This window comes from Pseudomonas sp. BP8 (assembly GCF_017875955.1).
Taxonomy (GTDB): Bacteria; Pseudomonadota; Gammaproteobacteria; order Pseudomonadales; family Pseudomonadaceae; genus Aquipseudomonas.
Genome location: NZ_JAGINK010000001.1, coordinates 1,999,669 through 2,016,983, shown reverse-complemented (window position 1 = coordinate 2,016,983; position 17,315 = coordinate 1,999,669). Strand labels below are relative to the sequence as shown.

15 protein-coding genes and 1 tRNA gene are annotated in these 17,315 nt (G+C 61.8%); 5 read left to right on the top strand and 11 right to left on the bottom strand.

Going from position 1 to position 17,315, the window contains the following annotated elements:
- Positions 1-32 precede the first annotated feature (32 nt).
- The gene (locus J3B00_RS08830; protein ID WP_209866774.1) at positions 33-1,820 is read left to right on the top strand and encodes an IlvD/Edd family dehydratase; all 1,788 of its coding nucleotides are present in this window, start codon (positions 33-35) and stop codon (positions 1,818-1,820) included.
- 234 nt (positions 1,821-2,054) lie between these two features.
- Here J3B00_RS08830 and mqo read toward each other — a convergent pair whose 3' ends face one another.
- Entirely contained in the window at positions 2,055-3,692 is a 1,638-nt protein-coding gene (mqo, locus tag J3B00_RS08825; RefSeq protein ID WP_209866771.1) for a malate dehydrogenase (quinone), read from the bottom strand.
- Positions 3,693-4,051: 359 nt separating this feature from the next.
- Complete coding sequence (locus J3B00_RS08820) at positions 4,052-4,243, bottom strand: DUF4223 family protein (RefSeq protein ID WP_101317458.1); 192 nt, start codon at positions 4,241-4,243, stop codon at positions 4,052-4,054.
- Between the two features lie 734 nt (positions 4,244-4,977).
- Between J3B00_RS08820 and J3B00_RS08815 the strand changes: the two genes are divergently transcribed.
- Positions 4,978-5,121, top strand: coding sequence for a hypothetical protein (locus J3B00_RS08815; RefSeq protein ID WP_209866768.1), 144 nt, complete (start codon positions 4,978-4,980; stop codon positions 5,119-5,121).
- Between the two features lie 1,263 nt (positions 5,122-6,384).
- Here J3B00_RS08815 and J3B00_RS08810 read toward each other — a convergent pair.
- From J3B00_RS08810 to dapA, 5 genes are all read right to left on the bottom strand, one after another.
- Positions 6,385-6,474, bottom strand: a tRNA-Ser gene (locus tag J3B00_RS08810).
- 91 nt (positions 6,475-6,565) lie between these two features.
- Complete coding sequence (purC, locus tag J3B00_RS08805) at positions 6,566-7,276, bottom strand: phosphoribosylaminoimidazolesuccinocarboxamide synthase (RefSeq protein WP_209866765.1); 711 nt, start codon at positions 7,274-7,276, stop codon at positions 6,566-6,568.
- A gap of 30 nt (positions 7,277-7,306) precedes the next feature.
- Complete coding sequence (locus tag J3B00_RS08800; RefSeq protein WP_209866762.1) at positions 7,307-8,065, bottom strand: MBL fold metallo-hydrolase; 759 nt, start codon at positions 8,063-8,065, stop codon at positions 7,307-7,309.
- Positions 8,066-9,181 (bottom strand): outer membrane protein assembly factor BamC, encoded by a 1,116-nt coding sequence (gene bamC / locus J3B00_RS08795; protein WP_209866759.1) that lies wholly within the window; start codon positions 9,179-9,181, stop codon positions 8,066-8,068. It lies immediately after the preceding gene.
- 17 nt (positions 9,182-9,198) lie between these two features.
- Positions 9,199-10,077: a 4-hydroxy-tetrahydrodipicolinate synthase gene (gene dapA, locus J3B00_RS08790; protein ID WP_209866757.1), complete on the bottom strand. Its 879-nt coding sequence runs from the start codon at positions 10,075-10,077 to the stop codon at positions 9,199-9,201.
- A 259-nt stretch (positions 10,078-10,336) separates the two neighbouring features.
- On the opposite strand from dapA, the gene J3B00_RS08785 reads away from it, so the two are divergent.
- On the top strand, positions 10,337-10,897 hold the full coding sequence (locus J3B00_RS08785; protein ID WP_119143957.1) for a glycine cleavage system protein R: 561 nt from the start codon (positions 10,337-10,339) through the stop codon (positions 10,895-10,897).
- Positions 10,898-10,907: 10 nt separating this feature from the next.
- Entirely contained in the window at positions 10,908-11,381 is a 474-nt protein-coding gene (locus tag J3B00_RS08780; RefSeq protein WP_209866755.1) for a peroxiredoxin, read from the top strand.
- A 104-nt stretch (positions 11,382-11,485) separates the two neighbouring features.
- On the opposite strand, the gene J3B00_RS08775 is transcribed toward J3B00_RS08780, so the two are convergent.
- Positions 11,486-12,556, bottom strand: coding sequence for an AI-2E family transporter (locus J3B00_RS08775; protein WP_209866752.1), 1,071 nt, complete (start codon positions 12,554-12,556; stop codon positions 11,486-11,488).
- Between the two features lie 21 nt (positions 12,557-12,577).
- Positions 12,578-12,817, bottom strand: a complete 240-nt coding sequence (locus tag J3B00_RS08770; RefSeq protein ID WP_209866749.1) for a sulfurtransferase TusA family protein — start codon at positions 12,815-12,817, stop codon at positions 12,578-12,580.
- 122 nt (positions 12,818-12,939) lie between these two features.
- Between J3B00_RS08770 and J3B00_RS08765 the strand changes: the two genes are divergently transcribed.
- Positions 12,940-14,373: a M48 family metalloprotease gene (locus J3B00_RS08765; RefSeq protein WP_209866746.1), complete on the top strand. Its 1,434-nt coding sequence runs from the start codon at positions 12,940-12,942 to the stop codon at positions 14,371-14,373.
- 47 nt (positions 14,374-14,420) lie between these two features.
- Here J3B00_RS08765 and nadA read toward each other — a convergent pair whose 3' ends face one another.
- Both nadA and J3B00_RS08755 read right to left on the bottom strand, forming a co-directional pair.
- Positions 14,421-15,479, bottom strand: a complete 1,059-nt coding sequence (nadA, locus tag J3B00_RS08760) for a quinolinate synthase NadA (protein WP_209866744.1) — start codon at positions 15,477-15,479, stop codon at positions 14,421-14,423.
- A gap of 301 nt (positions 15,480-15,780) precedes the next feature.
- Positions 15,781-17,298 carry a YdgA family protein gene (locus J3B00_RS08755; RefSeq protein WP_209866742.1) on the bottom strand — a complete coding sequence of 506 codons (1,518 nt, stop codon included), beginning with the start codon at positions 17,296-17,298 and terminating at the stop codon, positions 15,781-15,783.
- Positions 17,299-17,315 lie beyond the last annotated feature (17 nt).

Sequence of the window (17,315 nt, the reverse complement as noted above, 5' to 3'; positions counted from 1 at the left end):
TCTGCGCCCCATAAAGACAAGAGAGACTTGAGATGAGCCACACGCCAAAACGCCACCTGCGCAGCCAGCAATGGTTCGACGACCCCAGCCACGCCGACATGACCGCTCTGTATGTCGAGCGCTACATGAACTACGGTCTGACCCGCGAAGAGCTGCAGTCCGGTCGGCCAATCATCGGCATCGCCCAGACCGGCAGTGACCTGACCCCGTGCAACCGCCACCACATCGAGCTGGCGCAACGGGTCAAGGCCGGCATCCGCGACGCCGGCGGCATCCCCATGGAGTTTCCGGTGCACCCGATTGCCGAGCAGAGCCGGCGCCCCACCGCCGCCCTCGACCGCAACCTGGCCTACCTCGGCCTGGTGGAGATCCTCCACGGCTATCCGCTCGACGGCGTGGTGCTGACCACCGGCTGTGACAAGACCACCCCGGCCTGCCTGATGGCCGCGGCCACCACCGACCTGCCGGCCATCGTCCTCTCCGGCGGGCCGATGCTCGACGGCCACCACAAGGGCCAGCTGATCGGCTCAGGCACCGTGCTCTGGCATGCCCGCAACCTGATGGCGGCCGGTGAGATCGACTACGAAGGCTTCATGGAGATGACCACGGCCGCCTCGCCGTCGGTGGGCCACTGCAACACCATGGGCACCGCACTGTCGATGAACGCCCTGGCCGAAGCGCTGGGCATGTCGTTGCCCGGCTGCGCGAGCATCCCGGCGCCGTATCGCGAACGGGGCCAGATGGCCTATGCCACCGGCCGGCGCATCTGCGAGCTGGTCCTGCAGGACGTGCGCCCGTCCTCGATCATGACCCATCAGGCGTTCGAGAACGCCATCGCCGTCGCCTCGGCCCTGGGCGCCTCGAGCAACTGCCCGCCGCACCTGATCGCCATCGCCCGGCACATGGGTATCGAGCTGTCCCTGGACGACTGGCAGCGCGTCGGCGAAAGCGTGCCGCTGCTGGTCAACTGCATGCCGGCTGGCAAGTACCTGGGCGAAGGCTTCCACCGCGCAGGCGGCGTGCCAGCGGTGATGCACGAGTTGCAGAAGGCCGGGCGCCTGCATGAGGACTGCGCCACGGTCAGTGGCAAGACCATCGGCCAGATCGTCGGCGACGCGGTCACCAGCAACCGCGAGGTGATCCTTCCTTACGACGCCCCGCTCAAGCACGGCGCAGGCTTCATCGTGCTCAGCGGCAATTTCTTCGACAGCGCGATCATGAAGATGTCGGTGGTGGGCGAAGCCTTCCGCCAAACCTACCTGTCCGAGCCTGGCCAGGAGAACAGCTTCGAGGCGCGGGCGATCGTCTTCGAAGGCCCCGAGGACTACCACGCGCGGATCGACGACCCGGCGCTGGACATCGACGAGCGCTGCATCCTGGTCATCCGTGGCGCCGGCACCGTCGGTTATCCAGGCAGCGCCGAGGTGGTCAACATGGCCCCGCCGGCAGCGCTGATCAAACGCGGCATCGACTCGTTGCCGTGCCTGGGCGACGGCCGCCAGAGCGGCACCTCGGCCAGCCCGTCGATCCTCAACATGTCACCCGAAGCGGCGGTGGGTGGCGGCCTGGCCCTGCTGCAAACCAACGACCGGCTGCGCGTCGACCTCAACGACCGGCGCGTCGACCTGCTGGTTGATGAAGCGGAAATGGCCCGCCGCCGCGCCGCCTGGACGCCACCCGTGCTGAACTCGCAGACGCCTTGGCAGGAGCTGTATCGCCAACTGGTCGGCCAGCTGTCCACCGGCGGCTGCCTGGAGCCGGCGACCCTGCACATGAAAGTGATCGCCCGCGAGGGCGGCATGCCGCGCCACTCCCACTAACCCCTCAGCGGGCGCCGGTGGTCTGCTCCACCTGCTCCTCGAACCAGCTGAGCACTGCCTGGCACGCGAAGCAGACACCACACTGGATGGCACGGGCTTCGCCCTGGTATGCGGCCCCTATGAAGCCCCAAAAAAAACCACGCGCAGTCAATGCGCGTGGTTTTTCAGGCGAAGCTGCCAGCCTCTTCCAGAGGCCGGTAGTGAGCGGCATCCATCAGCCGCCCCTGCGCTTGGTTACAGCGCCATGTCGCTGGCAGGATTGCTCTCGACCGGCGTGCTCGGCGCGGCATCGGCACCCACGCTCTGATCAATTACCGGCGGCTTGCCCAACTGCAGGGTCTCAGCAGTGTAGTTCCACTCTTTCTGCACAGCGGCCGGCGAGTCGTTCAGCTTGGTGCCGTAGCTCGGCACGATCTCGTGCAGCTTGGCTTGCCACTCAGGCGTCGCGACTTTTTCCTTGAACACGGTTTCGAGCACGTTGAGCATGATCGGCGCAGCGGTCGAAGCACCTGGCGAGGCGCCCAGCAGGCCAGCAATGCTGCGGTCCTGCGAGGTAACGACTTCGGTGCCCAGCTTGAGCACGCCGCCCTTCTCTTCATCACGCTTGATGATCTGCACGCGCTGACCGGCCTGCCACAGGCGCCAGTCTTCTTTCTTGGCGTGCGGGAAGTAGGTCTGCAGCGCGGCGAAGCGGTCGTCATCAGACAGCATCAGCTGGCCAGCGAGGTACTCGACCAGCGGGTACTGCTCGACACCCACCTTGGTCATCGGCCATACGTTGTGCAGCGTGGTGCTGCTCAGCAGGTCGAGGTACGAGCCGTTCTTGAGGAACTTGGTCGAGAAGGTCGCGAATGGGCCAAACAGGATGACTCGCTTGCCGTCCAGCACGCGGGTGTCCAGATGCGGTACCGACATGGGTGGCGCGCCGGTCGACGCGATGCCGTAGGCCTTGGCCATGTGCTGCATGGCTACGGTCGGGTTCTCGGTCACCAGGAACGAACCGCCGACCGGGAAGCCTGCGTATTCCTTGGCTTCAGGAATGCCCGACTTCTGCAGCAGTTTCAACGCGCCGCCACCAGCACCGATGAACAGGAACTTGGCGTCGGTAGCCGTCTGGGTACCGTCCTTGAGGTTCTTGTACTCGACGTGCCAGGAGCCGTCCTTGTTGCGGGTGATGTCCTGGACTTCGCTCGACAGCTTCAGGTCGAAGTTCGGGCGGGTCTGCAGGTGCTTGACGAACTGACGGGTGATCTCGCCGAAGTTGACGTCGGTACCGATCGGCGTCCAGGTCACGGCGAGCTTCTGGCTCGGGTCGCGCCCTTCCATCATCAGCGGAACCCACTTGGCGATCTGCGCGTGGTCTTCGGAGTACTGCATCGGGCGGAACAGCGGGCTGGCCTGCAGCGCATCGTAACGCTTCTTGAGGAACTTGATGTTGTCATCGCCCCAGACGAAGCTCATGTGCGGGGTGCTGTTGATGAACGAACGCGGGTTGTTCAGCACGCCCTGGCGCACTTGCCACGACCAGAACTGACGCGAAATCTGGAAGGCTTCGTTGATCTCGATGGCCTTGGAGATATTGACGTTGCCGTCTTTGTCTTCCGGGGTGTAGTTCAGCTCGGCGAGGGCCGAGTGGCCGGTACCGGCGTTGTTCCAGCCGTTGGAGCTTTCTTCGGCGACGCCGTCGAGGCGCTCGACCATCTCCATCGACCAGCTCGGCTCGAGCTCGTTGAGCCAGACCGCCAGGGTCGAACTCATGATGCCGCCGCCGACCAGCAGCACGTCGACTTTCTTGGCTTCTTCAGCGTGCGCCTGCATCAGGGTCGCTGCGACAGCCAGACCCAGCAGGGTCTTGCCAGCTTTCTTGAACATTGATCAATTCCAATCGTTAGCACGTAAGGAAGGCCTAGGCGGGGCCTCGTTGTTCCATGTCCTTCAGCGCGCGCTTGTTATTGATCATTGGAGTCAGCAGCTTAGAAACAGGGACGCCAGCCTCGGGTCGAAATGACCGGCCAGGGCTGAAACGTTTTTCCGATTGTAACTGAAATGCCAGCACAAACAAATTGCGGGGATGGGCGCAAGGTGGCGCGATGCCTCAGTGACCGAACGCCGCGCCCTGGTGGCTAGCTCGCGAAGCGGCCGCGCAGCCCGCAAACAAAAACCCCCTGCCACGTGAATGGCAGGGGGTCTTGGACTAAACCGTAGTCGGTTCAGTCGGACAACCTCTAAAATTACTGCTGTTGAGGCAGTTTATCGATCGGGCCGCAGCCGCCAATAATTTTAGATACAGAAACCGAAGGGTGGAACAGGTAGTCGTAAGAGCAATTCTTTTGCTGGTTGTAGACTTGGCCGGTGCAACCCGACAGCAGTGCAACACCCGATACGACTGCTACAGCAACGGTAGCTTTGAACAGCTTTTTCATACTAAGTCCTTTAAATTATGACGCGCTATCATACTGAAAGCGCGGCGCAGCTTACCGGAATCGGGGAAGATGATCAAATCAGCGCAGACGCGCACTTGTTGACCGGTGATTTAATTGATTGAGGACCAAACTGTATATTGAGTGGAACGACAGTTTCTGTTGTGTCAGTTATGGCCTCTTCGCGGCTCAAGCTCGCTCCTACAGGCGCTGTGCAGATCGCACAGCTGGTGAGCGACGCGGACCCTGTAGGAGCGGGCTTGCCCCGCGAAAGCGGCGCCAGTCCTACAACCTAATAATCAGATTTTCCCCATTCCCTGTAGTCCATTTCCCAAACAAACTAATACCGCCTCCAAGCCGTTGCCACTGCTCCGGACTCGCCCTAGTCTCGCCTGGTCGTTGCCAAATCAACGACCGGCTTTGACAGGCCTAACAGATCCCCGAGCACGTACTCCGTTCATGGCGGCTGTACGCGGGGCACCTTGTGTGCGCCGGGTTCTCTGGGATCCTCGGTCTGTCAACCCGTGTACAGCTGCCACCCTCTTGTTTGACAGCATGCCTGAGCCTTAACCATCGCCCAAGAAACGGTTCTGCTGCACACCAAACCACCCGACCAAGTTCTCACTCTCGCGACCCTGCACGAAATCGACAACGCTTGTAGCTTGGTCGAAGTTGCATTAAGTCGAATTCAGTCAAAGCAATAAATGGCTAACTAATCGAATTGAAGAGGAAGAAACATGGACAAGGATAATGATGCAAAAGACCTGGCCAATGCGCCGACCTTGCATACCGCCGTGCATTATCTTACCGGCATGGCTAAAGCCTTATCGCGAGACGTGATGCATGGGTTGATGAAGCCAGTGGATTCACCTGCCCCATAGCAACCCAAAAGCCGGGCCGCTCAAAGCCTTCTGAAATAGCGTCTGTTTTAAGTACGCCTGGGCTGCCTTGCAGACCTTTCCGACCGGTCCGGCGCTCCGACATGGCCGCGCTCAAACAACAAACGCTAACTCATTGATTTAGCTGAACCCTGTAGGAGCGGGCTTGCCCCGCGAAACCGGCGAAGCCGGTGCCATACACCACGGTGGCTGGACCGGCCTCTTCGCGGGGCCAGCCCGCTCCTACAGGGGATGCGCCGCATCTACGGGCTTTGTTCTCTGCGCGACAGCGCAGCCCGAAGGGCTGGCCAATCTTCCACAAGAGAACGGCGTCGCCTGAAGGCATACACAATAGTCGTGGGAGCGGCCAGAGCGCCATACCGGTTGGAAAAGGGCGCACAGCGACCCAGTATTGCTCGCCTCGGTGACGAAGCCAGAATAATACGCCTAGACTCACTAAAAAACTCAGCAACGACCAAGCAGAGGCCGTGAGTGTCACGTCTTACAACTATTAATCAGATTTTCCCCATTCCCTGTAGTCCATTTCCTAAACACACTAATACCGCCTCCAAGCCGTTGCCACTGCTCAGGACTCGCCCTAGTCTCGCCTGGTCGTTGCCAATTCAACGACCAGCTTTGACAGGCTGAGCTCAGAATCCGGTGACTGCTTTATGGCAGCCGTCCGTGGGGCACATTCGTGTGCGCCGAGATCCTGAGCCTCGGTCTGTCAACCTGCGTACGGCTGCCTCCATTGGTTTGACAGCTTGTGGTGGACGGCTCCCAACCGCTCAGGGATTACTATGTTAAAAATCGTTCCCGATCCACCCTGCTACTCAAGCGACTCCACCCACTCTCTCGAAGACATCCTCGTCCAGATCTCGGAGTACCTGGTCTAAGCCCTAACCGTTGCCCAACAAACGGTTCTACTGCACACCAAACCACCCGGCCAAGTTCTCACTCTCGCGACCATGCACGAAATCGACAACGCCCGTAGCTTGGTCGAAGTTGCGTTAAGTCGAATTCAGTCAAAGCACTGATCGGATAACTAATCGAATTGAAGAGGAAGAAATATGGACAAGCCTCTGGACTCACCTGCTCCATAGCAGCCCAAAGGCGGCCGCTCAAAGCCTTCTGTAATCGCGTCTGGCTTGAGTACGCTTCGGCTGCTTTGCAGCCTCCACAATGAAAACATGAGCTTCATGCCTGGCGTGCAATCCAGAAACGAAAAAGCCCCGCAGATTTTCATCTGCGGGGCTTTTCGATGTATGGCGGAGAGATAGGGATTTGAACCCTAGGTACTGTTGCCAGTACAACGGATTTCGAATCCGTCCCGTTCGACCACTCCGGCATCTCTCCAATGGCGCGAATCATACCAGCGATTTCGCCAAACGCAAACCTTTTTTTTAAAAAATTCGCGTGGTATCAAACGCTTGCGTCAATGCGTGCCTTACAGCGGCACGCCCAGACGCTTGGCAACTTCTTCGTAGGCTTCGATCACGCCGCCCAGACCCTGGCGGAAGCGGTCCTTGTCCATCTTCTCGCGGGTTTCTTTGTCCCACAGGCGGCAGCCGTCCGGGCTGAACTCGTCACCGAGGACGATCTGGCCATGGAATACGCCGAACTCGAGCTTGAAGTCGACCAGCAGCAAGCCGGCGTCATCGAACAGCTTGTTCAGCACTTCGTTGACCTTGAGCGACAGCTTCTTCATTTCCACCAACTGCTCGGCGGTGCCCCAGCCGAACGCAACGACGTGGGATTCGTTGATGAAGGGGTCGCCCTTCTCGTCGTTCTTGAGGAACAGCTCAAAGGTCGATGGCTCGAGCTTGATGCCCTCTTCAACGCCCAGGCGCTTGACCAGGCTGCCAGCGGCGTAGTTACGCACGACGCATTCGACCGGGATCATGTCGAGCTTCTTCACCAGGCACTCGTTGTCGCCCAGCAGCTTGTCGAACTGGGTCGGCACACCGGCTTCTTCCAGTTTTTGCATGATGAAGGCGTTGAACTTGTTGTTCACCATGCCCTTACGGTCGAGCTGTTCGATACGCTTGCCGTCGAACGCCGAGGTGTCGTTACGGAACAGCAGGATCAAGCGGTCGGCGTCATCGGTCTTGTAAACCGATTTGGCCTTGCCGCGGTAGAGTTCTTCGCGTTTTTCCATGATTGGGCTCCGCTTGCTTGAGTAGGTGGGCTAGGCGATTTCGCGCCAGTCGAGCCCGTGTTCCTGATTCGCCACCTGAAGCCAGTCCGGGTCGCACCCCAAGGTGTCGACGAAGCACTGGCGGGCCAGTTGTGGCAGGTTGTTCTTGCTGCTGAGGTGAGCCAGCACCAGGTGCTGCAGGTGCTGCCAACCCAGCTCGGCCACCAGATTTGCGGCCTGGTGGTTGTTCAAATGTCCTTGGCTGCCGCCCACCCGTAGCTTGAGAAAACGCGGGTAATGACCGCGAGCCAGTAGATCACGGCAGTGATTGGCCTCGATCAGCAAGGCATCCAGGCCTTGGTAGCGCTCCAGCAACCTGCTGTCGTAACAGCCAAGGTCGGTCAGCATGCCGAAGCGCCGGCGACCGTCGCTGATCACGTACTGCAAGGGCTCGAGCGCATCGTGCTCGACCCGCGCAGCACTGACTTGCAGCGCACCAATGCTCACGCTGTCGCCACAACCGAGAAAACCGGCCACCTCCACCGGCTTGCGCAAACCGCGCAAGGTGCCCTGGCTGAGGTAGACCGGTACATTGTAGCGCCGCGACAGCAAGCCTACGCCATGCACGTGGTCGGCATGTTCATGGGTGACCAGCACCGCACTGAGTTGCGCCGGGGCAACCCCGAGCAGCGCCAGGCGCCGCTCGGTTTCACGCAGGGAAAACCCGCAATCGACCAGGATGAACGTGTCACCACTGGCGATCAGCGTGCCATTGCCCTGACTGCCGCTTCCGAGTACTGCGAAGCGCACTTAACCCAGGTGGTCCTGAATGACGCTCAGCACGCGGCGGGCGACATCGGCCGGAGCCACGGTGTTGATGTTCTTCTCGACGGTAACCTGCACGCTTTCACCGACCTTGCTCAGGCGCACCTGATAACGCTCGGCACGCTCTTCGCGCTCTTCCTTGGTCGGCTCGCTGCCGAACAGGCGGCTGAAGAAGCCAGGCTGGTTCTGCTTGTCGTCAGGCTTCTCGGACAAGTTGATGTAGTACAGGCCCAGGCTGCGGTTGATGTCTTCGACGCGCCACTCGCCCTGCTCCAACGCACGGCCTACGCCAGACCAGGCACGGTCCAGGTCGGAACCCAGGTACAGCACTGGGTTGCCGCTGCCGTCTTCGCTCAGGCTGACGCGGCTCGGCGCATCGAAATCACGCGCGGCCAACAGCGATACCGAACCGCCCTTCTCGGCGCTGCGGTTCATGCTGGCGAGCATTTCGTCGACCAGCAGGGCATCGACGCCGGTATTGGTCGAGCTGGACGGGAAGTCGCTGTCGGCAGTGCTGCCGGCTGCACGCTCAACGCTGACCACGTACACCTCGGAGGTGTTGCGCTGCACGCCGGGCTCCATGCGCACACGCACGCGGACTTCGCTTTCTGCGCTACTGGCAGAGCTGGCCAGACGCTGGCCGAGCGACGCCGAAAGCTCGTCGAAGCGCTGCCAGGTGGTGGTGAATTCGCCGGTCTGCGGGCGCTCTTCAGCGATGCGGAAACCGTTGTCTTCGAAGAACTGGTGCGCCACCGGCCAGACTTCGGCAGGCGAGCGCTGGGCCAGCACCCAGCGGTTGTTGCCGCTGCGTTGCAGGCTGAAATCGCTGACATCGGCACCCGCCGAGAGCGGCTGTGGACGCGGCACTTCGTACTCGCCGGTGGCGGTGTCGTCAGCCACGTTACGCGGGATCGGCAACAGCGGATCGAGGCGCTTGACGTTGGTAGCGTCGGCCGGCAGCTGCATGGCAGCGGTCGGTTGCGCCTGCAGGTAGTCGCTGCCGCGGTCGCGGAAATAACCCTCTTCGCCCCACAGCCACCCGCAACCGCTGGTGCTGGAAATGATCAGGGCAAGGGCGGAAAGACCAGCCAGTCGCTTCATGCGGTGTACTTCCTCGATTAAACCAGTACGCCGGACTGGCTCAAGGCAGTACGGACTTTTTCGTGACAATTGTCGCTCAGCCAGGTCAGTGGCAGGCGAATACCTTTATGCATCAAGCCCATCTCCACGAGTGCCCACTTCACCGGAATCGGGTTGGCCTCGCAGAACAGGTCCTTGTGCAGCGGCATGAGTTGTTCGTTGATCGCGCGGGCCTTCTCGGCATTGCCCTCAAGGGCGGCCTCGCACAGATCGGCCATTTCGCGCGGGGCGACGTTGGCGGTGACGGAGATGTTGCCCTTGCCGCCCAGCAGGATCAGCTCGACTGCAGTCGGGTCATCGCCAGACAGCACGATGAAGTCCTTGCTGACGCCGTCGAGGATGGCCTTGGCCCGGGCCAGGTCGCCGGTGGCTTCCTTGATGCCGATGATGTTCGGCACGCTCGACAGGCGGATCACGGTCTCGGCCTGCATGTCGCAGGAGGTGCGGCCGGGAACGTTGTAGAGAATCTGCGGAATGTCGACCGATTCGGCGATGTGCTTGAAGTGCAGGTACAGGCCTTCCTGGGTCGGCTTGTTGTAGTAAGGCACTACCAACAGGCAGGCGTCGGCGCCGGCATTCTTGGCGTTCTGGGTCAGGTGCACGGCTTCGGAGGTGGAGTTGGCACCGGTGCCAGCGATGACCGGGATACGCCCGGCAACCCGCTTGACCACGAACTCGATGACCTGGATGTGCTCTTCGACATCAAGGGTTGCCGACTCGCCGGTGGTACCGACGGCGACGATCGCGTGAGTGCCTTTTTCCAGGTGGAAGTCTACAAGTTTGCCGAGGCTATCCCAATCAAGACGCCCTTGTGCATCCATGGGTGTGACCAATGCCACCATACTGCCCGCAATCATGTAACTGCTCCTGCCGGAAAAAGAGAGCGGTAATGGTACTGGCGCTACCGGCCTTGCACAAGCGAAGCTGGCGGGCGGAGCATTCCCCTCGGCGCGGCTTTTCGATACCCTTGATCCTTTGATCGGTGCAGCGCGGCCCGTCGGGCCGTCGACAGTGCTCCCCGCGTGCGTCCATGACCGCCCATACCGGCCCGGGACCCTGCAGAAAGGAGGCTAGCCCCCGTCCTGCCCCGACCGCTCATCGCTTTAGGAATGCTGCATGTCCACCCCCACAGTCCGCGAACAATTCCTTGTCATCAGTGCCTTGGGCCCTAATCCCATGGAGCTGGCCAATGTCCTCAGCCGTGCCGCCGTCGACAATCGCTGCGCGGTGGTCACCTCGCGCCTGTCGCGCCATGGTGAAACCAGTGCCCTGGTCTTGCAGGTCGGGGGCAGCTGGGACGCCCTGGCGCGCCTCGAAGCCACCCTGCCGGGCCTGGGCAAGAAGCACGGCCTGACCCTCGACGTGGTGCGTAGCGCCGATCAGGAAGTGCGCCCGCAGGCCCTGCCCTATGTGGCGTATGTCAGCGCTGCCTACCGCCCGGACATCATCAACGAGCTGTGCCAGTTCTTCCTTGACCATCAGGTCGAGCTGGAAGCCATGACCTGCGATACCTACCTGGCCCCGCAGACTGGCAGCAGCATGCTCAATGCCCAGTTCACCGTGGTCTTGCCGGCCGGCACCCAGATCAGCTGGCTGCGTGACCAGTTCCTGGACTTTGCCGACGCACTGAACCTGGATGCGCTGATCGAACCGTGGCGCCCACAGAACCCGATGTAAGGAAACTCCCATGGCCGTAGCACTCGACCAACCCGTTGCCGATTTCCAGGCCCAGGCCACCAGCGGCCAGGCTGTGAGCCTCGCTGAACTCAAGGGTCAGCAAGTGGTTTTGTACTTCTACCCGAAGGACAGCACCCCGGGCTGCACCACCGAAGGCCAAGGCTTTCGCGATCAGCATGCAGCGTTCCAGGCTGCCAATACCGTGGTGTTTGGCGTATCGCGCGACGGCATCAAGTCGCATGAGAACTTCAAGGCCAAGCAGGGCTTTACCTTTGAGCTGATCAGCGACAAGGACGAGGCGCTGTGCCAGCTGTTCGATGTGATCAAGCTGAAGAAGCTGTATGGCAAGGAATACCTGGGGGTGGACCGCAGCACCTTCCTGATCGACAAGGATGGAGTACTGCGTCAGGAATGGCGTGGGGTGAAGGTGCCGGGGCATGTCGATGCCGTGCTGGCAGCGGCTGAGGCCCTGCACAAGGCTTGAGATCGGTTGGGGCTGCTGCGCAGCCCTTTCGCGACACAAGGCCGCTCGCACAAGGTTGGCGCAGCCCATTGAGGCGTGCGATCCCGCGGGAGCGGCCCCAGTGATCAGAGCAGCGGTGCTACCGCTGGCTCTTGCCGCGGCCAGGCATCCAGCACGGCCTTGAACAAGGTCGCCAGCGGGATCGCAAAGAAGATCCCCCAAAAGCCCCACAGCCCGCCAAACAGCAACACCGCGCAGATGATCGCCACCGGGTGCAGGCTGACCGCCTCGGAGAACAACAGCGGCACCAGCACGTTGCCATCCAGCGCCTGGATGATCGCGTACACCGCCATCAGGTAGATGAACTGATCACCCCAGCCCCACTGGAACAGCGCGATCAGCGTCACCGGCACGGTCACCACCACCGCCCCCACATACGGCACCACCACCGACAGCCCCACCAACAGCGCCAGCAACGCTGCGTAGTTGAGCCCCAGACTGATAAAGGCGATGTAGGTGGCGATCCCACAGATCAGGATCTCGATGCCCTTGCCGCGAATATAGTTGGCGATCTGCCGGTTCATCTCGTCGCCCACCCGCGTCAGCAGGGTGCGCTCACGCGGCAGGTAACCGCTGACCCAACGGGCGATCAGCTCGCGGTCCTTGAGGAAGAAGAACACCAGGATCGGCACCAGCACCAGGTAGATCATGGCGTTGACCAGCAGCGGCAGGCTCGACAGGGAGAAGGTCAACGCCCACTGGCCGAACTTGCCGATCTCGCCGCGCACCGACTCGATCGCGCGCAGCACCTGCTCGTCGCTCACCAGGTGCGGATAACGCTCTGGCAGCAGCAACAGCAGCGACTGCCATTTGCCGAGCATCCCCGGCAACTCGTTGAACAGCGTGATCAACTGATGCCAGAGCAGCGGCACCAGCACCAGCAGAAACACCGCCAAGGCCCCCATGAACAGGGCGAACACCACCCCGACCGCAACACCGCTGGGTACCTTCAGCCGCTCCAGGGCGTTGACCAGCCCCTGCATGAGAAAGGCCAGGACCAGCCCCGCCAACACCGGCGCGAGCATGCCGCCCAGGGTCAGTACCGCAGTGAAAGCCAGGAACAGCAGGACCGCCAGCACCACCGCCTCCTCGTCGGAGAAGTAGCGCTGCATCCAGTCGCGAAGCACTTTGAACATTGACGATCCTTGGGAGAAAACTCAGGCCTTGCGCAGCCAGTAGGTATAGGTGCCGGACTCGGCCGTTTCGTGCAGCAGCGTATGACCGGACAAGCGGGCAAAAGTGCTGAAGTCGCGTTGCGAACCGGCGTCGGTGGCAATCACTTTGAGCACTGCGCCGCTGGCCAGGCGATTGAGTTCCATTTTTGCCTTGAGCAGTGGCAAGGGGCAGTTCAGCCCGCTGGCGTCGAGTTCGGCGTCGCAGGTCAGGGTATCAATCATCCGAGGGGGCTCCTGGCGGGGACAACAGTGCATGGCAGACAAGCTTCGTAGGATACCGCCACTGGTCGCCAAGGTGTGAGCGGGCTACAGTAGGGATCTTTGACCCGACGCGAGCTTCATGCATGAATCTACTGCGCCCCACCCTGCTGACGCTGGCCTGCCTGATGGCCGTCCCCGGCCATGCCGACGACCTGCCGTCACTGGGCGATGCCAGTTCTGCCATCGTTTCACCGCAACAGGAGCATGAACTTGGCCGTGCCTGGCTGAGCCTGCTGCGGGGCAACGTCAAGCAGTTGAACGACCCGCAGCTCAAGGACTACGTCGAGACCAGCGTGTACAAGCTGGCTGAAACCAGCCAACTGCAGGACCGACGCCTGGAATTCATCCTGATCGACAGCCGCGAACTCAACGCCTTCGCCGCCCCCGGCGGGATCGTCGGGGTCAACGGCGGGCTGTTTCTCAATGCCCAGAGCGAAGGCGAATATGCCTCGGTGCTGGCCCACGAACTGGCGCACTTGTCGCAACGCCACTTCGCTCGCGGGGTCGAGGCCCAGCAGCGCATGCAACTGCCGATGATGGCCGCGCTGCTGGCGGGCATCGTACTGGCGGCGGGCGGTGGCGGGGACGCCGGTATCGGCCTGATCGCCGGCACCCAGGCGGCGGCGATTCAGGAGCAGCGGCGCTTCTCTCGACAGAACGAACAGGAAGCCGACCGCATCGGCATCCAGAACCTTGAGAAAGCCGGCTTCGATCCGCGCACCATGCCGAGCATGTTCGAACGTCTGGCGCGGCAGTACCGCTATGGCGCCAAGCCGCCAGAGTTTCTCCTGACTCACCCGGTCACCGAGTCGCGGATCGCCGACACCCGCAACCGTGCCGAACAGATGCCCAAGGGCGGCGTCGAGGACAGCCTGCGCTACCAGCTGATCCGCGCCCGCGTTGCCTTGACCTATGAAGAGACCCCAGGGCTTGCGGCCAAGCGCTTTCGTGATCAGCTCGACCAGAATCCCAACCTCGATGCTGCGCGCTATGGCTTGGCGCTGGCGCAGATCAAGGGTGGCCGTCTCAACGAAGCGCGCGAGAACCTCAAGCCGCTGCTGGCCAAGGCGCCCAACGACCTCACCTACAACCTGGCGCAGGTCGACCTGGACATCACCAACAACCGCCTGGCCGATGCCCAGCAGCGGGTCGAGCGGCTGCGCGGCCTGTATCCCAGCAATTATCCGCTGCAACAACTGCGTGCAGACCTGCTGATCAAGCAGAGCAAGCCAGCCGAAGCGGAGAAGGTGCTGGATGATCTGGTCAAGAAGCGCCCGGATGATCCGGATGTCTGGTACGAGGTGGCCGAGGTGCGCGGTTTGTCGGGCAATACCATTGGCCTGCATCGAGCGCGGGCCGAGTACTTCACCTTGGTCGGCGATTTTGACCAGGCGGTGCAGCAACTTGATTTTGCCAAGCGGCGGGCGGGGAGCAACTTCCCCCTGGCGTCGCAGATCGATGCGCGCCAGCGGCAGATTCTTGAGCAGCAGCGCATGGTCAAGGACATGATGCGCTAGGACGATGGGTGTACCGGGGCCGCAAAGCGGCCCTCGTTACGCAGAGATCAGGCGTTACCTGACAGCTTCATCCGCGCAGCCTGGGCGAAGTCGAGCATGCGCTTGAGCGGCTTGATCGCCCGCGGAATCAACGCCGGGTCGACGAGGATCTCGTTACTGCCCTTCTGCAGGCAGTCGAGCAAGCGCTCCAGGGTATTCATCGCCATCCACGGGCAGTGCGCACAGCTACGGCACGACCCACCATTACCGGCAGTCGGCGCCGCAACGAATTCCTTGTCCGGGCACAGCTGCTGCATCTTGTAGAAGATGCCGCTGTCGGTCGCGACGATAAAGGTCTTGTTTGGCAGGGTCTGCGCGGCTGCAATCAACTGGCTGGTAGAGCCCACCGCATCAGCCAGGTCGATCACCGACTCCGGCGACTCCGGGTGCACCAGGATCGCGGCATCCGGGTACAGCGCTTTCATGTCGGCCAACTGCCGCGACTTGAACTCTTCATGGACGATGCAGGCACCGTCCCACAGCAGCATGTCGGCGCCAGTCTTCTTCTGAATGTAGCGACCCAGGTGCTGGTCGGGGCCCCAGATGATGGTCTCACCGTTGTCCATCAGGGTCTCGACGATTTCCAGCGCGCAGCTGGAGGTCACCACCCAGTCGGCACGGGCCTTTACCGCAGCAGAGGTATTGGCATAGACCACCACGGTTCGCTCCGGGTGCTTGTCGCAGAACGCCGAGAACTCTTCTACCGGGCAACCCAGGTCGAGCGAGCAGGTCGCTTCGAGGGTCGGCATGAGGATGCGTTTTTCCGGGGTGAGGATCTTGGCTGTCTCGCCCATGAAGCGCACGCCAGCAACGATCACCGTATCGGCAGGGTGATTCTTGCCGAAACGGGCCATCTCCAGTGAGTCGGAGACACACCCGCCGGTTTCTTCGGCCAGCGCCTGGATCACCGGATCACAGTAGAAGTGGGCGACCAGAACGGCGTTCTGGGCCTTGAGCTCGGCGGCGATGGCCGCACGGTACTCGGCCTCCTGCGCGGGCGTCAGGGGATTAGGCTGCTTGGCGTCAAGATGAGCTTGAACCAACAGGCGTTCGGAAATCTGGGTCATGATCGCTGGACCTGCGGGCGCGCGTGCGCGTCAGTCGAGTGTATCACCCAGCCCTGGCAGATCGGCTATTGGTGCCGGACGGCACGCAGGCCCTCACGGCCCTCTGCGGGCGGGGATTATTATCGCGCCGAAGGCTACAGACAATCAGGTCAATGCAAAAGCTATTTTTGTGGCTTGCCCGCGTTCTCCGGCAGCTACAGCACACTTGCAGCCAGTCAAGAAGCCGGGGCTGCTCTGCAGCCCCAAACCCGGCGACCCGGTATTAGCGAACTGGCATTGGGGCCAGCCCAGCCAACGACGATCAGCCCTGCGGCGACAGTGCAGCCAAGTGCGCACCGAGGATCATGGCGAACTCCTCGAGGGTCATCTTCTTGCCGTTGAAATCGACCATGCCATCGGCATAGTGCAAGCTCGACACTACGTCGTCGCCCTTCACCGTGGCCATGCCGCTCTGCAGCGCCATCATGCCGACCATCTCGCCGGCCTGGCTCGACTGCTGGGCGATGGCCTGGGCATCGCTCTGGCCTTCAAGCAGGGCCTGCAGGGTCGCCAGGTCGCCGATCATTGGCTTGGACAGCGACAGCTCGCCCTTCAGCTGGCTGACCAGTTGCTTGCCGAGCTGGTCAGGCGGCAGATCGAACGACGCCGGGTTGGCGAAGTCCAGCGCCAGGCTGAAGCGGCTCTGGCCATTGGCAGTCTTGAACGAAAGGTCCTCGATGGCCAGTTTCGGCTTGGCGACGAGGAGCTTCTGCAAGTCGGCTTGAACCTTGACCTTCTCTTCCTCGCTCATGTTGAACGAAGGCAGCGGCTCGCCCGCCGCTGTGGCGCGCTGCATTTCCTGCACTTCAGGCACCTTGGTCTGGTACCACTCGGCCAGTGATTGCAGTGCGGGAATATCCAGCGACTTCAGGGTCACTACCATCTGCGCGCTACCCACCTGGCGACCCGCGTAGCTGATGTCGGACACCTTGTACTCGATACGCCCACCGAGCTTGTCCTTGCCTTCGGCGCTGTACAGGTTGTTTTGCTCCAGCCCCTTGAGCAAGAGCACTTCCTGTTTCGGCCCGAGAGTCGCCTGGATCTGCCCGAGGAGCAGGTCGAGGTTGCCGACATAGACCATGTCATAGCCGGTGCTGGCCAGATTGCCGCCGATCTTCAGGCCCTCAAAGGTAAAGCTTGCGGGCGGATGGTCGTCACCGACCAGTTTCATGTCCAAGCGCCCGGCATTGCCGTGGATCTTCACCGCCTTGCCTTCGCTGTCGCCGCTGAGCAGCAGCTGCAGGCCAGAGAAGTCCAGGGTATTGCCATCAGGCTCGTTGAACTTGACCGGCGCCAGGCGGATATCGCTGTCGATGTGACCGCCGTAGCCGACGCTGACCTGCGCAGTGACCGGCGACCGGTCGCCAGCGGCGTTGAACCAGGCCGCGGTGTAGTCATCCTTTTCCAGGCTGCCGTTGCTGGCAACCATCACCGGCATCAGCTTCAGGGCCTTGACCCGCGACCATGGAAACGGCCCGTGCTCGAGCTGATCGACAATACCCACGTCAAAGTTCAGCGCCTCGCCCTCGCCTAGCCAGACATCCTTGGCCTTGAGCCGGTAATGCGCGGTGCTGGAGAAGAAGTGCCGCTCCAACGAGACCAACTCCAGGGCCATGCTGCCGCCGGTGCCGGTGGTGGCCTTGGTCATTTCCTGGTTGGCGCGGGCGACCGAGCTGGCCAGCTCGGCAGGCAATTGCTTGCCGGTGTACCAGGCGCCAGCGATGGCTGCAACGGCGATGGCAACGGCCAGACCGGAAAGGATGCCTACTGATTTCTTCATGAATTGAACCGAGTGCT